At 70.7% G+C, this 18,799-nt stretch carries 14 protein-coding genes; 8 read left to right on the forward strand and 6 right to left on the reverse strand.

Features of this window, described 5'->3' with window-relative positions; translation table 11 throughout:
• Nucleotides 1–87: 87 nt before the first annotated feature.
• Nucleotides 88–3,351 (forward strand): arabinosyltransferase domain-containing protein, encoded by a 3,264-nt coding sequence (locus tag FB390_RS30355; RefSeq protein ID WP_246124478.1) that lies wholly within the window; start codon nt 88–90, stop codon nt 3,349–3,351.
• A 127-nt stretch (nt 3,352–3,478) separates the two neighbouring features.
• Here the strand turns inward: FB390_RS30355 and FB390_RS30360 are convergent, their stop codons facing one another.
• Together FB390_RS30360 and rarD are read right to left on the reverse strand one after the other, a co-directional pair.
• On the reverse strand, nt 3,479–4,405 hold the full coding sequence (locus tag FB390_RS30360; protein ID WP_141812621.1) for an ADP-ribosylglycohydrolase family protein: 927 nt from the start codon (nt 4,403–4,405) through the stop codon (nt 3,479–3,481).
• 257 nt (nt 4,406–4,662) lie between these two features.
• A complete protein-coding gene (rarD, locus tag FB390_RS30365; protein WP_141812622.1) occupies nt 4,663–5,583 on the reverse strand; it encodes an EamA family transporter RarD in 921 nt (306 codons plus the stop codon).
• Between the two features lie 101 nt (nt 5,584–5,684).
• Between rarD and FB390_RS30370 the strand changes: the two genes are divergently transcribed.
• On the forward strand, nt 5,685–8,108 hold the full coding sequence (locus tag FB390_RS30370; RefSeq protein WP_141812623.1) for an HAD-IC family P-type ATPase: 2,424 nt from the start codon (nt 5,685–5,687) through the stop codon (nt 8,106–8,108).
• A 77-nt stretch (nt 8,109–8,185) separates the two neighbouring features.
• Nucleotides 8,186–9,004: a PhzF family phenazine biosynthesis protein gene (locus FB390_RS30375; RefSeq protein ID WP_141812624.1), complete on the forward strand. Its 819-nt coding sequence runs from the start codon at nt 8,186–8,188 to the stop codon at nt 9,002–9,004.
• Nucleotides 9,005–9,077: 73 nt separating this feature from the next.
• On the opposite strand, the gene FB390_RS30380 is transcribed toward FB390_RS30375, so the two are convergent.
• Nucleotides 9,078–11,132, reverse strand: coding sequence for an MMPL family transporter (locus FB390_RS30380; protein ID WP_141812625.1), 2,055 nt, complete (start codon nt 11,130–11,132; stop codon nt 9,078–9,080).
• Nucleotides 11,133–11,271: 139 nt separating this feature from the next.
• Here FB390_RS30380 and FB390_RS30385 point away from each other — a divergent pair, with 139 nt between their 5' ends.
• Nucleotides 11,272–13,122: a sensor histidine kinase gene (locus FB390_RS30385; RefSeq protein WP_185757334.1), complete on the forward strand. Its 1,851-nt coding sequence runs from the start codon at nt 11,272–11,274 to the stop codon at nt 13,120–13,122.
• On the forward strand, nt 13,116–13,775 hold the full coding sequence (locus tag FB390_RS30390; RefSeq protein ID WP_141812627.1) for a response regulator: 660 nt from the start codon (nt 13,116–13,118) through the stop codon (nt 13,773–13,775). Before FB390_RS30385 ends, FB390_RS30390 begins: the two co-directional genes overlap by 7 nt.
• A 270-nt stretch (nt 13,776–14,045) precedes the next feature.
• Here FB390_RS30390 and FB390_RS30395 read toward each other — a convergent pair whose 3' ends face one another.
• From FB390_RS30395 to lspA, 3 genes are all read right to left on the reverse strand, one after another.
• Nucleotides 14,046–14,708 (reverse strand): hypothetical protein, encoded by a 663-nt coding sequence (locus FB390_RS30395; protein ID WP_141812628.1) that lies wholly within the window; start codon nt 14,706–14,708, stop codon nt 14,046–14,048.
• Between the two features lie 103 nt (nt 14,709–14,811).
• A complete protein-coding gene (locus FB390_RS30400; protein ID WP_141812629.1) occupies nt 14,812–15,738 on the reverse strand; it encodes an RluA family pseudouridine synthase in 927 nt (308 codons plus the stop codon).
• Entirely contained in the window at nt 15,735–16,436 is a 702-nt protein-coding gene (gene lspA / locus FB390_RS30405) for a signal peptidase II (protein WP_141813190.1), read from the reverse strand. The genes FB390_RS30400 and lspA overlap by 4 nt, the downstream gene beginning before the upstream one ends.
• 123 nt (nt 16,437–16,559) lie before the next feature.
• On the opposite strand from lspA, the gene FB390_RS30410 reads away from it, so the two are divergent.
• From FB390_RS30410 to FB390_RS30420, 3 genes are all read left to right on the forward strand, one after another.
• On the forward strand, nt 16,560–17,501 hold the full coding sequence (locus FB390_RS30410) for a hypothetical protein (protein ID WP_141813191.1): 942 nt from the start codon (nt 16,560–16,562) through the stop codon (nt 17,499–17,501).
• Nucleotides 17,489–18,211, forward strand: coding sequence for a sensor domain-containing protein (locus tag FB390_RS30415; RefSeq protein WP_141812630.1), 723 nt, complete (start codon nt 17,489–17,491; stop codon nt 18,209–18,211). Before FB390_RS30410 ends, FB390_RS30415 begins: the two co-directional genes overlap by 13 nt.
• Before the next feature lie 119 nt (nt 18,212–18,330).
• Nucleotides 18,331–18,798 carry a VOC family protein gene (locus FB390_RS30420; RefSeq protein ID WP_141812631.1) on the forward strand — a complete coding sequence of 156 codons (468 nt, stop codon included), beginning with the start codon at nt 18,331–18,333 and terminating at the stop codon, nt 18,796–18,798.
• Nucleotide 18,799 lies beyond the last annotated feature (1 nt).

Consider the following 18,799-nt stretch of genomic DNA (forward strand, 5'->3'; position numbering starts at 1 on the left):
AGATCAGCCGCCTGATTCGCCGGTAGACCCGCGCTCGGAGCGGGCGTCGGGTTTCGCTCTCAGATTCGATCGTTACTATCTGGCCTCGTGGCTGACACGATGGTGTGGGCGGGGCAGCCGTCCGTCGAGGAATCGGGACCCCGGACGGCACAACGGAATACGAGCGGGGGATGGGCGCGGCCCGTCGCTCTGATCGCGGCGTTGGTCGGCGCGCTGTGCGCGGTAGCGGTTCCCTTGCTCCCGATCCGGGTGGACGAGGCGACGCTGTCCTGGCCGCAGGCGGGCTCGGCGCGCAGCGTGGAGGCGCCGCTGGTGGCCTACGCGCCGTCGACCTTCGACGCCACCCTGCCGTGCGCGGCGATCGGCCAGCTGGCCGTCAACGGCGGCACCCTCGCCGCCACCGCGCCCAACGGCGCGCCGGACCGCGAGCGCTACGGCTTTCTCGCGCGGGTGACCACGCCCACCGCCGACGCGCCCGCCCGGCTCGATGTCATCCTGCGCAACCAAGCGCTGCTCAGCACCCCGGTCGATCAGCTGCCCGCCGGTTGCGAGCTGGTGGTGCACGCCGACACCACCAGGGCGACGGCGACCATGCCGGGATTCACCGCGCCCGGCTTCCCCGTGACGCTCGACGGTGATTTCCGCCCGCAGCTCGTCGGCATCTACAGCGATCTGGCCGCCGCCGACGGCGCGACCGTCACCGCGGCCTTGGACACCCGCTTCACCTCCAGCCCGACTCCCGTCAAGCGGGCCGCCATCTGGCTCGCCGTGCTGGCCACGATCGTCGCGCTGGTCGCCCTCTACCGGATCGACCGCGAGGACGGCAGGCGAACCCGCCGCCTGTTGCCGCAACGCTGGTGGACGTTCTCGGTGCTGGACGGCGTGGTGCTCGGCGTGCTGGTGCTCTGGCACTTCATCGGCGCCACCACCTCCGACGACGGCTATCAGTTCGGCATGGCGCGCGCGTCCGGCGCGGCGGGCTACATGTCCAACTACTTCGCCTACTTCGGCGTCCCCGAGAACCCGATCGGCACACCGTATTACGACCTGATCCGGATCATGACCGAGGTGACGACCGCCAGCCCGTGGGTGCGTCTGCCCGCGCTGGCCTGCGGTGTGCTGCTGTGGCTGTTGCTGAGCCGCGAGGTGGTGCCGCGATTGGGCGTGGCGGTGCGGCACGACAAGATCGCGCTGTGGACCGGTGCGCTCGGCTTCCTCGCGGTCTGGCTGCCCTACGACAACGGCCTGCGGCCGGAACCGCCCGTCGCGCTGGGCTTGCTGCTCACCTGGTGTTCGGTGGAGCGCGCCATCGCCACCCGGCGGTTGCTGCCCGCCGCGCTAGCGGTTCTGATCGCGGCGTTCACCGTCACCGCGGGTCCGTCCGGCCTCATCTGTATCGCCGCGCTGCTGTCCGGCCTGCGTCCGGTCGCCAGGATCGTGATGGACAAGGTGGGCTCGGGGACCGTGCGGCAGCGCGTGCTCGGCTACGCGACACTGCTGGCTCCGCTCGGCGCGGCCGGTGTCGTCGTGCTGGCGATCGCGTTCGCCGACCAGCCGCTGGCCGCGGCCTTCGAGATGCAGCGGGTGCACCACGACATCGGTCCCGACGTGCCGTGGTTCCAGGAGTATCTGCGCTACCAGTACCTCTTCCAGGGTGAGGTCGACGGGTCGGTCGGCCGCCGGATCGGCATCCTCGCGATGCTGATCGGCATCGTGGTGTGCGTCGCCGTGCTGCTGCGCAAGGGCGGACGCATTCCGCTCACCGCCGCGGGCCCGTCCCGGCGCATCCTCGGCACAACGGCGGGCGCCCTGCTGCTGATCATGGTCACGCCGACCAAGTGGACTCACCACTTCGGCGTGTTCGCCGGTGTCGCGGGCTGCGTGGCGGTGCTGACCGCGATGGCGGTCGGCCCCAAGGTGCTGCGGTCGCCGCGCAACCGCGCGCTGTTCGCCGCGCTGATCGCGTTCCTGCTCGCGCTGGTGTTCTCCGGGCCCAACGGCTGGTGGTACGTCTCCGCGTACGGGATGCCGTGGTGGGACAAGCCGCCGTCGGTGGCCGGGCTGATGCTGAACAATGTGTTCCGGCTGATCGCGGTCGTGCTGCTCGCGGTGGCCGCCTGGTGGCATGTGCACGCGCCGGAACCCGGTACACCGCAGCGGGTTTCGCGACTCGGGTGGCGGATGTCGCTGCTGCCTCCGTTGACCGTCGCGCTTGCGCTGCTCGTGGTGTGGGACATCGGGTCCTTCGCCAAAGCGGCGGTGGCGCAGGGCAAGTCGTTCTCGCTGGCGCGGTCGAACATCGAGGCGGTGACGGGGAAGCCGTACGGGCTCGCCGGTCACGTCCTGGTCGAGACCGACCCGAACGAGGGGATGCTCGCGCCGCTCACGGGCGACGCGCAGAGCACGCTCGCGGGCGACGCGACCGGCTTCACGCCGGGCGGAGTGGCCGAGGATCTGCGGGCCGACGACGAGGGCAGCAGCTCGACCGGCAGCATCGCCGACGCGCTCGCGACCAAGTCCTCCTCGGACGACGAAGCCGGAACAGCCACCGCCGCATTGCCTTTCGGTCTCGATCCGGCCCGGGTACCGGTGCTCGGTAGCTACCGTTCCGGTGACGCGGGTCCGGCCGAACTGACCACCGGCTGGTACCGGCTGCCCGATCCGGGCGACCGCGCCGGGATCATCGCGCTGAGCGCCGCGGGCCGCATCTGGTCGGTGGACGCCGACGGTGTGGTGACGCCCGGCCAGTCGTTGCAGATCGAGTACGGTGCAACGGATTCCGCGTCCACGGCGCAGCCGATGGGCCGGGTCGTCCCGATCGACATCGGACCGGCGCCGTCGTGGCGCAACCTGCGGGTGCCGTTCGCCGGCATTCCGGCGCAGGCCGACGTGATCCGTCTGGTCGCCGTCGACCGCGACCGCAATCCGAAGCAGTGGCTGGCGGTGACGCCGCCCCGAGTGCCGCAGACCAAGACGCTGAACGAAGTGGTCGGCACGACGCCCGCCCTGGTGGACTGGATGGTCGGGCTGCAATTCCCCAACCAGCGGCCGTTCGATCACCGCGACGGCATCGCGGAGGTCCCCGGCTACCGCATCCTGCCCGACCGGCCAGGCGCCGCCGTCACCAACCTGTGGCAGAGCCACGACAGCGGCGGTCCGCTCGGCTGGACCGGAATGCTCTTGCGCGCGAGGTCATTGGCCACGTATCTGAACGAGGACTGGGACCGCGACTGGGGTGATCTCCAGCTGTTCACGCGCATCGATGACAGCGCCGTCCCGGCCGAGCCCGCGATCATCCAGCGGGATCACTCCGGGCTGTGGAGTCCGGGACCGATCAACACGAACTACTGAGAGCCCGCCGATCCGGTGCGCATCCGCGTGGGTGCGCGCCGGATCGGCTGTTCGGAGTTGGCTCGCGGAGGTGGGGACGCCGAGTAGCGGGGTGGACCTGGCGGAGGAGCGACCGGCCCTGGCGCGCTCAGGCGGCGCTGTTCGCCTTGACGATGCGGGTCGCGAGGGCGACCAGGTCCTCGCCGGTCAGGCCGGGGTAGCCGTGCAGCATGGTGCGCCAGTGGGCGGGGACGGCGGAAGCGCCCCACCGCGCGCCGAGCAGCCCGCCGGCGATGGCGGCGGTGGTGTCGGTGTCGCCGCCGGCGCGGACGCAGAGTTCGAGCGCCAGCGGGAGGTGCTCGGGACCGGAGGCGTCGGCGGTGGTGATCGCCCACCAGGCGGTCTGTAGCGCGTGCACGACCCAGCCGTTGTTCGGAAAGTGCGCGGGCGCACCGTTTTCGGCCTGATCGAGCAGCCGGTTCCAGTAGTCGGCGCTGTCGGTGGCGGCGACGTACTCGCGGACGCCGTCGAAGGTCGCGGTGAGCACCGCGTGCCGGACGGCGTAGGTCCAGATCTTGCACGCCTCGACGGCCTGCTGATCGTGATGGGTGAGCAGGCCGACCGCGCCCGCCATTCGCACGCACTCCGCGGCGTCGTCCAGGTAGCACAGCGCGATCGGGGCGGTGCGCATCAGCGAACCGTTCCCGCCGGTCAGCCCGTCCAGCGACATGGCCTGCTGGTGCATGGCCCGCGCCGAGGCCGGTCGCGCGGCGAGCACCCGGTTGGTCTGGACGCCGATATCTTTGGGGTCGGAGTCGTACCATCGCACGAAACCCGCTGCCACCGCGTCGATTTCGAGTCCCGGGCCGTCCGCGGCGGCCTGGGCGATGGCCAGCGCCATCGCGGTGTCGTCGGTCCATTCGCCGGGCGCCCAGTCGAACGCGCCGCCGCCGATCATGTCGATCTCCTGCTCCGGACCGGGCCGGGTGAACTCGTATCCGGCGCCGAGCGCGTCGCCCGCCGCGGTGCCGAGCAGCACACCGGCCGCTCTGTCGAGTCGCCCGTCGTCCAGCATCGTGAAAACCCCTCCGGTCCCGCGTCGATCGCGGCAAATGTACCGGGCCGCCGGGCGCGGGCCCGCTGTCGAATCGGACAAGCGTCGGCCGCGTTCTCTGTGCCGATACGACGAAAGTCCGGTCCCCGCGGTCGATTCGGCCGCGGCGGTGGTGGCCCGCACGCATACGTCCGCCTATGGCGGCGTGGGCGTCGCGGTGCGTGTTCAGCGGTGATACGGGCGCTTCCCATCGCGCCGGACCGGGGATGGCGCCGTGCTCAGGGTGCGGGCGTTTCGGCGGGCGACACCGGAGCCGGTGCGCGCCGACCTCGCCGGGCGCGCAGCAGGGCGTCGGTGGTGAAGATCGCCAGCGCGGCCCAGATGAGCCCGAAGCCGGCCCAGCGGGACGCGGGCATCGGTTCGTGCACGACGGCGACGCCCCAGGCCATCTGGAGCGCCGGGGTGAGATATTGCAGCAAACCCATGGTGGACAGCGGAACTCGCTGCGCGGCGATGGCGAACAGCAGCAGCGGCACCAGCGTGACCGGTCCGGTCGACATCAGCAGCGCGGCGTGCCCCGCGCCGGAGGTGAACTCGCTGCGGCCGGTGAACAACAGCACGAGGACGAACGCGAGCGCGAACGGCGCGGCGACGATGCCCTCGGCCGCGATACCGCGCAGCGCGTCGAGCCTGATGACCTTCTTCACCAGTCCGTACAGCGCGAACGAGCAGGCAAGGGCGAGAGCGATCACCGGCGGCCTGCCGTAGTCGACGGTGAGCACCGCGACCGCCGCAGCTCCCAGCCCGAGCGCGGCCCACTGCGCCCGCCGCAGCCGCTCCCGGAAGATGATCACCCCGAAGCCGACGGTCACCAGCGGGTTGACGAAGTATCCGAGCGCGCACTCCACGACGTGCCCGGAGGTGACGCCGTAGACGTAGACGCCCCAGTTGATCGAGATCGCCGCCGAGGCGAGCGCGGCCAACCGCCAGGTCCGCGCGCCGATGCCCGCCATCTCGCGCAGCCGTCCGGTGACGACGAGCACGGCAAGCACCACCGCGAGCGTCCACAGGATCCGCTGCGCGAGCACCTCCACCGCGCTCGCGAACGCGAGCAGACCGAAGAACGCGGGAAACAAACCCCATATCAGATAGGCACTGGTGCCGAAGGCAACACCGGGGATGGATCTGATTCGCCGCACCGTGCCAGGTTAGTGTGCGGGCGTTGTTCATGGGATGAATTATCGGTGCGTGTGGTCTAGGGAAGACGTTCGCTCGGCACCGCCCTATTACGCTGACGAGCATGTCGATAACCGTGCAGGCAGCGGGCGCCACCGGGCTCACCGCGGCCGAGGTCGAGCAGCGTCGCCGCGACGGACTCACCAACGATGTGCCGGACCGGGCCAGCCGCTCGGTACGCGACATCGTCCGCGCCAACGTCTTCACCAGGATCAACGCGATCCTCGGCGTGCTGTTCATCCTGGTGCTGTCGACCGGTTCGATCATCGACGGCATGTTCGGCCTGCTGATCGTGGCCAACAGCGCGGTCGGCATCATCCAGGAGGTCCGCGCGAAGCGGACGCTGGACCAGCTGGCCATCGTCAGCCAGGCCAGGCCGACCGTGCGACGCGACGGCGTCGCGCACGAGGTCGCGCCGAAGGACGTGGTGCTCGACGACCTGATCGAGCTGGGTCCCGGCGACCAGATCGTGGTGGACGGCGTGGTCGAGGAGTCCGCGCTGCTGGAGATCGACGAGTCGCTGCTCACCGGCGAGGCCGATCCGATCGACAAGGCCATCGGCGCGGAGGTGATGTCGGGCAGCTACGTGGTGTCCGGTTCCGGCGCCTACCGCGCCACCAAGGTCGGCCGCGACGCCTACGCCGCGAAGCTGGCCGAGGAGGCGAGCAAGTTCACCCTGGTGCACTCCGAGTTGCGCAGTGGCATCGACAAGATCCTGAAGTTCATCACCTACCTGCTGATCCCCGCCGGACTGCTCAGCATCTACAACCAGCTGTTCTCCAGCGGCGAGAGCTGGCGGCCCGCGGTGACGGGCATGGTGGCCGCGCTGGTTCCGATGGTGCCCGAGGGCCTGGTGCTGATGACGTCCATCGCGTTCGCGGTAGGCGTGGTGCGACTCGGCCGCCGTCAGTGCTTGGTCCAGGAGCTGCCCGCCATCGAGGGCCTGGCCCGCGTGGACGTGGTGTGCGCGGACAAGACCGGCACGCTGACCGAGAACGGCATGCGGCTGTCGGACCTCGAGATCATCGACGGGTTCGACGACGGCGAGGTGCGCAAGGCGCTGGCCGCGATGGCGGGCGACGACCCGCGCCCCAACGCCAGCGTGCAGGCCATCGCCGAGGAGCTGACCGACCGCCCCGGCTGGCAGCACACCGCGGTCGCGCCGTTCTCCTCGGCCAAGAAGTGGAGCGGCTTCTCCTACGGCGAGCACGGCGACTGGCTGCTCGGCGCGCCCGACGTGCTGCTGGACCCGGGCTCGGAGGAGGCGCGCACGGCCGAGGAACTCGGCTCCTCGGGCCTGCGCGTCCTGCTGCTCGCGCGGAGCGACCGTCCGGTGGACGCGCCCGACGCGCCGGGCGCGGTGCGGCCCGCGGCGCTCGTCGTGCTGGAACAGAAGATCCGGCCCGATGCCCGCGACACCCTCGATTACTTTGCCAGCCAAGACGTTTCGATCAAGGTTATCTCCGGCGACAACGCCGTCTCGGTGGGTGCGGTGGCGTCCTCGCTCGACCTGCCCGGCGGCGATCACGCCGTCGACGCGCGCCGGTTGCCCGAGGACCGCGAGCAGCTGGCCGACGTGCTCGAGCACGAGACCACTTTCGGCCGGGTCCGGCCGGATCAGAAGCGCGCGATGGTCGGTGCGCTCCAGTCGCGCGGCCACACCGTCGCGATGACCGGCGACGGCGTGAACGATGTACTGGCGCTGAAGGATTCCGATATCGGCGTCGCCATGGGCGCGGGCAGCCCGGCGACCCGCGCGGTCGCGCAGATCGTGTTGCTGGACAACAAGTTCGCGACGCTGCCCTACGTCGTCGGCGAGGGTCGCCGGGTGATCGGCAACATCGAGCGCGTCTCGAATCTGTTCCTCACCAAGACCGTGTACTCGGTGCTGCTCGCGTTCCTGGTCGGTCTGGCGGGCGTCGGCTCGCAGATCTTCGACTACGAGCCGATCGGTTATCCGTTCCTGCCGCGCCACGTCACCATCGCCGCCTGGTTCACCATCGGCATTCCGGCGTTCATCCTCTCGCTCGCGCCGAACAACGAGCGCGCACGCACCGGATTCGTCTCGCGCGTCATGCGTTTGGCGATCCCGTCCGGCGTGGTGATCGGCGTCGCGACATTCGTGGCGTACCTCATCGCCTACGCGGGACCGGAAGCCAGCGAGACGCAGAAGGAGCAGGCGGGCACCACCGCGCTCATCACGCTGATCATGATCGCGGTGTGGGTGCTCGCCATCGTCGCCCGGCCGTACGTGTGGTGGAAGGTGGTGCTGATCGCGGCGTCGACGGGGGCCTACATCGTGCTGTTCACGGTGCCGTTCACCCGCGAGTTCTTCAAGCTCGACCCCTCCAACGTGGCGCTCACCACCTCGGCGTTCATCTGCGGCGCGATCGGCATCGTGCTGGTGGAGGCGATCTGGTGGATCAGCGCGGCGTTGCACGGCGAGCGACGCAGGCTCATCCCGGCCACGCCGGGCGGCAGCGCGTAACCCGCCCACCTGCACGGTTCCGGCGCGAGAAGCCTTGTGCGAAGCGGTCATTCGGAGTTGGAGTACCTTCTCCGAATATGGAGGTACTGCTGCACCAGATCGACGCGTTCGCCGACGCACCGTTCTCGGGCAATCCGGCGGCCGTGATGCCGCTGACGTCGTGGTTGCCGGATGAGCTGCTGCAAAACCTGGCCGAGGAGAACAACCTCGCCGAAACCGCGTTCTACACCTCGCAGTTACCTCCGGAGGCGGCCGGCCCGCCCGTGGATCACCCGGTGTTCCACCTGCGCTGGTTCACCCCGGCGGCGGAGGTCGACCTGTGCGGGCACGCCACCCTCGCCGCCGCGGCTCAGGTCTTGGAGGACATGCATCCCGGCGCCGACCGGGTGAGCTTCTTCACCAGAAGCGGCTGGCTGCACGTCGATCGCACCGACGACGACGAGTACGTGCTCGACCTGCCGACGGTCGCCTCCGTCGAGGTGGAACCCGACCCGGCGCTGGTGGCGGCGTTGGGTGTGACGCCGGTGCGCGCGTTCTCCGGCACCGACGAGGTCGTCGTGCTCTCCTCGGAAGACCAAGTGCGCCAGGCCCGTCCGCTGTTGAGCGCCTTTCCGCCGCTGCCGCGCGCCGCCGTCCTCACCGCCCGAGGTGCGGAAGCCGATTTCGTCTCACGGGTTTTCGCGCCCGGTGTCGGCGTGCCGGAGGATCCGGTCACCGGATCGGCGCACGCCCAACTCGTTCCGCTGTGGGCCGCCGAACTCGGGCGCACCGAGCTGACGGCCCGTCAGCTGTCCCGCCGCGGAGGTGCACTGCGCTGTGCGCTGGTCGACGATCGGGTCCTGCTCCTCGGCCGCTGCCGCCGGTATCTCGATGGAGTGGTGACCCTGCCGGACTGACGGACGCCTCGGCCGTGCGCGGGCCGACGTCGGCCCGCGCACGGTTCGTCGAGACGAGAGTCACTGGTTGTGACTACTGTGCCGCCACGGTCTCCGAATGCCGGGGCGTGGGCGGAACGGCGGGTCCCGACATCCGGGACGGCCACCACACTCGATCGCCCGCGATCAGCGTGAGCGCCGGAACAAGGACCGATCGAACCAGCAGGGTGTCCAGCAGGACGCCGAAGGCCACCGCGAAGCCGAGCTGGGCCAGCGAGACCAGCGGCAGGGTCACCAGCACCGCGAAGGTGGCGGCCAGCACGATGCCCGCGGAGGTGATCACGCCGCCGGTGACCGAGAGGCTGCGCAGGATGCCCGCCCTGGTGCCGTGCCGCACCGACTCTTCCCTGGCCCTGCTGACCAGGAAGATGTTGTAGTCCACGCCGAGGGCGACCAGGAACAGGAAGGCCAGCAGGACAAGCCCGGAATCCAGGCCGTCGAAGCCGAACAGGTGCTCGAAGGCGAAAACGCTTGCGCCGAGCGCGGATCCGAACGACAGCACCACGGTGAGCACCAGTCCGACGGGTGCGGCCAGCGATCGCAACAGCAGACCGAGGACCGCGGTGACCACGAGCAGCACCAGCGGGATCACCACCCACCGGTCGCGCGCCGACGCCGTCGCGATGTCGCGGTTCGCCGCGCTGGGGCCGCCGACCACGGTGCCCGGCGCGACCTCGCCCAGGGTGTCGCGCAACCGCTCGATGGTCGCGGTCTCGGCGGCGGAATCGGCCGGGTCGCGCGGGATCGCGACGAGCTCGCCGACGATCGGCCCGGACCGTCCCGCTTCGACCGCGCCGATGCCGGGATCAGCCGCGACCGCCGACATGGCCGCGTCGCGAACGCCGTTGGGCGCGAGGACGAGCAGCGGCGTGCCCGCGCGGTCCGGGAAGTGCGCGGCGATCAGCGACTGCCCTGCGACGCATTCCGGGGTGTCGACGAACTGGTCGGCCCGTCCCAGCGAGGCGGTGTTGCCGAGCAGTCCCAGGCTCAGCAGCGCCAGCACCGCGACCGAGGCGAGCGCCGAGACCACCGGCTTGCGGGCGATGGTCGCCCCGATTCGGTCCCAAATGGTCTCGGCGGCGGTCGTTTCGGCCCGCACCCGCGGCACCCGCGGCCAGAAGATCCAGCGCCCGCACACCATCAGCAGGGCGGGGAACAGTGTCACCATCACGGCGAGCGTGCACACGATGCCCGCCGCGCCGACCGGACCCATGCCCGCGGCATTGTTCATGTCGGCGGCCAGCAGGCACAGCAGTCCGAGGCTGACGGTGGCGGCGGACGCCGCGATCGCGGGGACCGAGCGCCGCAGCGCCGCCAGCATCGCCGCGCCCACCTCGATGCGGCGGTGCAGTTCCTCGCGGTAGCGCGCGACGATCAGCAGCGCGTAATCGGTGCCGACGCCGAACACCAGAATGGTGAGCACCGCGGCGCTCTGATCGTTGACGGTGACGTCGAATGCCTTGGCCAGCCCGTAGACCGCCGCCATGGACAGCACGGTGGCCCCCGCGACGGCGACCAACGGCACCAGCCACAGCAGCGGGCTGCGGTAGGTCAGCAGCAGGATGACGGTGACCACGAGGGCGGTCACCAGGAGCAGCCGCTCATCGATGCCCTCGAACGCGCCCTCGAAATCCGCTTGCAGCGCACCGGGTCCGGCGACCTGGACGGTGAGTCCGTCGGGATGCTCGGCGACCGCCGCGCGGAACTCTTCGATGTATTCCGCCGCCTCACCGTGTGATTCGCCCACCGCGACCGGAAACAGCAGCGCCGCACCGTCGTCGGAGGACAGCGGCCGCTCGGGTCCCCCTTGCGTGCCGTACTTAGTGCGCAGCGCGGCGTAGTGCGCGGCGGCGGTGGCTCGATCGGCCTCCGTGACGCCGCTCGCGCGGTGATACACCACCAGGAAGACACTCTCGGTGCCGCCGGGCAGGGTGGTCTCCAGCTCGGCCGCCATCGTCGACTGCGCCGAGGCGGGGAGGTAGTCGATCTCCCGGTCGGACTTCACGTCGTCCAACCCGCCTGCCCACGGTGTCAGCGCGGCGAGCACCGCGATCCACAGGCCGATGAGCAACCACGCTCTGCTCTTCATCCCCATTACTGTCTCCTTGTTTCGGACATGGCAAGCAGCGTCGCGGGAACGCGGATCGAAAGCGTCCGCCCCGGGAAGGCTGTTGGAGATACGCCGCGCGGAGTACACCGGCCGGGCCGGGCTGCCGGAGAATGGCGGGATGAACAGACGGTGGGTGGCCGACGGCGCGCTGGCCGGTGCGCTGCTGATCGTCGAGCTGATCGCGGCGGGACCGCTCGCGGACCCGCGCCCGCTGAACGCCTTCGGCGCGGTGCTGCTCACAGTGTCGACCGCGGTGCTCGTGGCTCGCCGCAGCCGGCCGCTCGGGGTCTTGCTCGCGCACTTGGCGTTGGCGATTCCATACCACGCCAACGAGTTTCCGCACGAGGCCGTGGTGCCCGCGACCATCGTGGCGCTCTACACGGTGGCCAGATACGGCACCCGGGCGCGGACAGCTTCGGTGATCGCGGGGGTTCTCCTGTTCGGCGTTGGTGGAATCTTGTTGTCGCGCACCGGAAACGAGAACACGGCGCTCCAGGCGTTCGGCGCCGTCGGCTGGATCGTGCTGGCCTGCGTGGCGGGCGAGGCGGTTCGGCTGCACCGCGCCTACATCGCCGAGGCGCTGGACCGGGCCGAGCGCGCCGAACGCTCGCGCGACGCCGAGGCGCGCAGGCAGGTGGCGGAGGAACGGCTGCGCATCGCCAGGGATCTGCACGACCTGCTCGCCCACACCATCACGGTGATCCAGGTGCAGGCCGGGGTGGCCGCGCACCTGCTCACCGAGGGGCGGGCCGACCGGACCACCGTCGTCGCCGCCCTCGACACCATCGCGGACGCGTGCGCCGACGCGCGCGCCGAATTGGCCGCGACCGTTGGCGTCCTGCGCACTCCGGGCGGGGAACCCCGCGGCCCGCTGCCCGCCCTTGCGCAGCTGTCCGTGCTGGCCGAACCGGCCGAGGCGGCGGGTGCGGTTGTCGAGTTCGAGACGACGGGCGAGGTGCGTGCGCTCGCGCCGACCGTCGAGATGGTCGCCTACCGGATCGTGCAGGAGGCCCTCACCAACGTCGCCAAACACGCGCGGGCCACCCGCGCCGCGGTGCGCCTCGATTACGAGGCCGATAGGCTGATCGTGCGCGTCACCGACGACGGTCGCGGAGCCTCGGTCGGTGCAGCGGGTTTCGGCATTCGCGGCATGATCGAGCGGGCCGAGGCGGTCGGAGGTTCGCTCCGGACGCTCGGCACGGACGCGGGTTTCGCCGTGATCGCCGAGCTGCCGATTCCGGGAGTGCCCGAAGCCGTTGGCGCGGTGGCTGATTCGCCTGGCTCGTCGGGTGATGCGCGACGGGGCGGCGCGCAGGCACCGATGGGCGACCTCGGCCGGGGTGGGATGGGCGCGCAGAATGTCGGCGTGCAGGTGGATGGCGGTAGCGGGCGGTCGCACGGGGATATCTCGGGCGGCGTCGGTGTGCGGGGCGGCGTGCAGGCACTGAGGGGCGACGGTGGGCGATCTGATGACGGGGAGGCCCGTCCGGACGGGATGGACGCGCGGGATGTCGGCACGCAGGAGGATGGCAGTAACGGAGTTCCCCGCGGCGTGGGCGTGAGCGGCATCGGCGTGCTGCCGATAGACGACGTCGACCGATCCGATGGTGAGGACGACGGCCGAGGTGGGATGGACGCGCATGACATCGGCTGGCGGCTGGACTGCGGTGGCGGGCGGTGGCGCGGGGATATCGCGGGCGGCGTCGATGTGCGGGGCGGCGTGCAGACATCGATGGGTGACGGCGGGCGATCTGATGACCGGGAGGCAGGTCGGGGCCGGATGGATGCGCGTGACGGCGGCAGGCAAATGGACGGCGGTACCGGGGTACGCGGCTCCGGCGACGGCGGCGTTCGGGCGTACGGCGGTGGCGGGCGGTGGCGAATCACGGGCGGTGTCGGCGTCCAAGGCAGCGGGCAGGTGTCGGCGGGCGACGGTGATCGGAGCGAGTCCGCCGGAGTGGCATCGTGATTCGGGTGCTGCTGGCCGATGATCAGGCTCTGGTGCGCGGTGCGTTCGCGCTGTTGGTCGCGTCCGCGCCCGATATGACGGTGGTGGGGGAGGCGGCGACCGGGCGGGAGGCGGTGGCGATGGCTCGTGCCGAACGGGCCGATGTGGTGGTGATGGACATCCGCATGCCGGATCTGGACGGCATCGCCGCGACCACGTCCATCGCCGCGGACGAGAATCTCGCGGGCGTCCGGGTGCTGGTGCTCACCACCTACGACACCGACGACAACGTGCTGGCCGCCCTGCGCGCGGGTGCGAGCGGGTTCCTCATCAAGGACACCAAGCCCGCCGCGCTGCTGGACGCGATCCGCACGGTGGCGGCCGGGGAGGCGCTGCTGTCGCCGAGCGCGACCGCCGCCGTCATCGCGCGGGTGAGGTCCGCGCCCGATCCCGCGCCGCGCCCCACGCTGGGCGCGCTCACCGATCGCGAACTCGATGTGCTCGTCCTCGTCGCGCGCGGCCTGACCAACGCCGAGATCGCCGAGACCCTCGTGCTCAGCCCGCTGACGGTGAAGACCCACGTCAGCCGCATCCTGGCGAAACTGCTCGCCCGTGACCGCGTCCAGCTCGTCATCGCGGCCTACGAGGCGGGCCTCGTCACGCCCGCCACCTGAGAACCCCTGCGGCGGATTCGGCGCGCGTGCCCGTCCGTTGCGGACTGCGCCAGGTCTCGCAGTGCTGGTGGCCTGACGGCTGTGAGGTTGTTGCGCCGGGGCTTATGGTGCTGGCCTGTCGGTTGCGACCTGTCCGCGTTATCTCGCGCCTGCTCGTCGGCGATGGGCCTGTGCGCCGAGCTTGGTAGCGCTTGCCGGTCGGCTGTGCGCCGGATGTCGCGGCGCTTCCTGCCGGTTCTGGGGCAGTACGGAGTCGCGCTGAGCTGCCGGTCAGTTGTCGGGGACCGGGGCGTCGTCCGGTCCGGGGACCACGGCGTCGGTGTGTTCCGGCAGCAACGGGCTGACCGCGAAGTGGCCCGCGACCGCGTCGGCGGGCAGGGCTTCGATCGCGCGGATGCCGTTGGTGGCGGCCAGGTTTCGCAGCTCCGGTAGGGTTCCGCGGACGACCAGGCCTACGGTGCAGGCGCATCCGGCTCGCAGGCGGGAGATGGAGACCGTCATGACCCGCGTGTAGCGCTCGCCGATCGCGCCGGTGCGCTCGAGCTGGTCCTGCACCTGCCAGGCGGCCGCGTCGGCGGACGCCACGGCCACCGCGTCGCCCGCGGGCACCTGCACCGCGACCAGCGGCGTCTGCACGCGCGGAATCGGAACCCGGTACAGCACTTGGCCGATACGCAGACCACCGCTGTGCGCGGGAATCGCCTGCGGCGCGATCGGTTCGGTGAACGAGACCAGCGCCCAGTGCTGCTCGGTGTCGGTTCCGGAGAGCGAATCCCTCGCTCTGGCAAGGTATTCGGCGACCGGCTCGGCGTGGTCGGGGCCGAGGCGATCGGAGCCGACGCCGAGCTCGCGCGGCGGATTCAGCGCACCGAGCACGGCCATGAATCCGATGACGCCGACCGCCAAGATTCCAGCGAGCGGGGCCCGCAGCATGCGTCCGCGGCCCCCTTCGCCGGCGCGCGTATGGTTCGTTGCCGGGCCTTCGGGTCCGCCCGCGGCGCCACTTTCGTGACGATCCGTACCGGACTCCGACCGCTCACGCATTGCGCAGGACGTCCAGCGCGTTCTTCAGATCGTCCGGGTACTCGCTGGTGATCTCCACCCAGCGTCCGTCGGCGGGGTGGGCGAAGCCGAGCGAGCGGGCGTGCAACCACTGCCGTTCCAGGCCGAGGCGTTCGGCGAGGCGCGGGTCGGCGCCGTAGGTGAGGTCACCGCAGCAGGGATGCCGGATCGCCGAGAAGTGCACGCGAATCTGGTGGGTGCGGCCGGTCTCCAGGTGGATGTCCAGCAGGCTGGCCGCCTGGAACGCCTCGACGGTGTCGTAGTGGGTGACGCTCGGCCGTCCGTCCGCGGTGACCGCGAACTTCCAGGCGTCGCCCCTGGCGCGGCCGATGGGCGCGTCGATCGTGCCGCTGCTCGGATCGGGATGTCCCTGCACCAGCGCGTGATACCGCTTGTCGACGGTGCGTTGCTTGAACGCCCGCTTGAGCACGGTGTAGGCGTGCTCGGACTGGGCGACCACCATCACACCGGAGGTGCCGACGTCCAGTCGGTGCACGATGCCCTGGCGCTCGTGCGCGCCGGAGGTGGAGATCCGGTATCCGGCCGCGGCCAGCCCGCCGACCACGGTGGGGCCCGTCCAGCCGACGCCGGTGTGCGCCGCGACGCCGACCGGCTTGTCCACCGCGACGATGTCGTCGTCGGCGTAGAGGATCTTCATGCCCTCCACCGGTTCGGCCTCGATGGTGAGTTCGCGCTTGGGCTCGGGGAATTCGACCTCCAGCCAGGCGCCGGCGACGAGCCGGTCGGACTTGCCCGCCGGCACGCCGTCGAGCTGGACCGAGCCCTCGGCGGTGAGCGCCGCCACCGCAGTCCGCGACAGCCCGAGCAGCCGGGAGAGGCCCGCGTCGACCCGCATGCCGTCGAGCCCGTCGGGCACGGGCATGGTTCTGGTCTCTCTCATGCCGCGTTCTCCTCTCCGGTGCTGCCCGGCATGTCCTTGTTCGGCTCAGTCTTGTTCGGCTCAGTCTTCTGCGGCCCGTCCTTGCCGGGTTCGGTCTCGGCGGGCGGTTCCGGCCGCGGCGTCGCCGCGCGCTCCTCGTCCTCGTCGCGGCCGGTCCGGGTGCCGTCGGGCTCGAACCCGAACACGGTCAGCACCACGAGCAGGATCGCGCCGCAGACGATCGCCGAGTCCGCCACGTTGAACACCGGCCACCAGCCGATCGCGACGAAGTCGACGACGTGGCCCTGCAATGGTCCCGGCGCGCGGAAGAGCCGGTCGACCAGGTTGCCGAGCGCGCCGCCGAGCACCATGCCGAGTCCGATCGCCCACCACAGCGAGCGCAGCGTGCGCCCGATGCGGATCACGCCGATCACCACGGCCGCGGCGACCAGCGTCAGCAGCCAGGTCATGCCGGTGGCCATGGAGAACGCGGCGCCGGGATTGCGCACCAGGGTGAACCGCGCGAAATCGCCGATCAGATACACGGGCTCGCCCGGCCGGAGGTTGGCCACCGCGATCGTCTTGGTGAGCAGATCGAGGCCGAACAGCACCGCGGCGATGATCAGCAGGGTCCGCAACCGTAGCGGCTGGGTCGTCTTTCGCGCCGGGTCGGCGGTGTTGTCCTCGGGCGGCCGGTCGTCACTCACGCCGATCATCATCTCTCGAGCGCCGCGGGCGCCGCGCCGCGCCTCCTCGCGCGTGTTCGCAACGCGCCCGGCGGCACGCAAGGCGAATGTCCCAGCTGACACTCAGGAAGCGGTCGTATCGTGTTGCTCGTGACGGTGTTGTCTTCTTCTCACCTGCCCCGGTTCGCGCGCTCGAGTGTGTTGCTCGTCGTGCTCGCGGTCGGGCTTTCCGCCTTCGGCGTCGCCTGCGGCGACGACACCGAGGCGCCCGCGGCCACCGAAGGGACCGAGCCGCTCGGCATGCCCAAGGAAGTGACCGTGCCGATCTCGGCCGCGGCGGCCACGCTCCTCTCGCCCGGCGCCGAGCCGCGCGATGTGCTGCGGCCGCATTTCGTCGTCGGCACCGACCAGCGGGTGACCCTGCGCACCGATCACCGCATCGAGCAGCAGATCAACGATCAGCCCAAGCGCGACTTCTCCACGCCCGCGCTGACCATCCCGATGACCGCCGAGACCAGCGCGGAGGGCGTCGACCTCGTCATCGGCGCGGTGTCCACGCCCGACCCGCTGTTGAACAAGGCGCTCACCGCCGCCGACGGCTCACACGCCGGCTTCGATTTCAGCGACGACGGCGCCATCACCGCGCTGCGGCTCGCGCCGTCACCGGACACCTCCAACGCCGCGCGCGCCGCGCTGGAGCAGGCGTTCTACCAGGCCGTGTACCGCTCGATCATGTTCCCCGACGAGCCCGTGGGCGAGGGCGCGGTATGGACCGTGCACCAGGAGGTGACCGGCGGCGTGACGCTCGACCAGATCACCACCGCGACGCTCACCGAGCGCGACGGTGACCGGCTCACCATCCACCTGAACGTGACGCAGACCCCGAAATCCTCGAAGTGGTCGCTGCCCAACAACGCGGGCACCCTCGACATCGAGGACTACGTGATGCAGGGCACCGGGACCATCACCGTCGACCTCGGATTGCCGCTGCCGGTGGCGGGCTCCATCACCGTCGGCGGTCATCAGGCCTACCGTGATCCGCGCAGCGCGAGCATGTTGCAGCAGACCATCACCACGCAGGTCTCGTGGGCGGAGTGAGACGCGGCCTGCTGCTCGCGGTGGTGAGCGCGGCGGTGGTCGCGGGCTGCGGATCGGAGCGGGAGGAACCGTCCGCGCCCGACCTACCGCCGCTCGGTCCCGCGGTCGCGGCCGCTTCGGTGCCGGGTCCGCCGCTGACCGATCCGAACGAGCTGGCCCGCCGCCTGCTCGGGCCCGCCGACCTGCCCGGCATGACGCCGGTGCTCGATACCCGCTCCCCGGGACAGGCCCAGACCGCCGGACCCACGGCCGAGACGCGCCCGGCCCAGTGCGCTCAGGTGTTGCTGCCGCTGGCCGAGCAGGGCACCGAACCGCTGACGTGGAACACCGTCGCCTACAACGGTCCCAGCTTTTCCAGTATCGATATCGACGCCGCGAGTTACGCACCGGAGAAATTGGCGGACGCCTTTTCCGCGGTGCAGCGCACATTGCGCGAATGCACCGAGTATTCCGGCAACGACGCGGACGGGACGTCGATCGAATACCGGCTCGGCGGTCTGGAACAACCGTCCGTCGGGGACGCCTCGACGGCATTCCAGCTGCGGACGTCGAGCGCCGGGTTCACCCTGGTCTCGGTCGCCTCGATCGTTCAGGTCGGTTCGGTATTGGCGCAGGTCACCATTACCGCGCCGGAGTCGGTGGAGCCTGCTGCGCTGACCGATCTGACGGCCGATCAAGTGGACAGGTTGCGGGGCGTCGCCGGGCCGTGAGCCTGGGCGTGGTTCCGGCCGCGTGTCCATAGATCTTTCGGCCGATCGTGCGATTTCGGCGGGCTGTCGGGAATAGGCTCGCCCTATCCGACATAAACGCCTCGATCGGAGGTCTTCAAATGTCCGATGTGAAACCCATCCCCGACGGATATCCGGCGGTATCGCCGGGCCTGGCGATCGACGGCGCCGCGGCCGCGATCGATTTCTACAAGCAGGTGTTCGGCGCCGCGGAACGAATGCGCATGCCGCGCCCCGACGGGAAGATCGCGCACTGCGAACTCACGCTCGGTGATTCGGTCATCATGCTCGGCGACCCGGCGCCGGACATGGAATTCCTCGACCCCAAGACGGTCGGCGGCACACCCGTCAACATCTACGTCTACGTCGAGGACGCCGACGCGTCCTTCGCGGCCGCCATCGCGGGCGGCGCCAGGGAGCTGTCGCCGATGACCACCCAGTTCTACGGTGACCGCAGCGGCGCGTTCGAAGACCCGTGGGGACACCGTTGGACGGTGGCCACACACGTGGAGGACATCTCCCCGGAGGAGATGGACCGGCGCATGGCGGAGATGTTCGGCGAGGACTGAG

This window comes from Nocardia bhagyanarayanae, from assembly GCF_006716565.1.
Taxonomy (GTDB): Bacteria; Actinomycetota; Actinomycetes; order Mycobacteriales; family Mycobacteriaceae; genus Nocardia; species Nocardia bhagyanarayanae.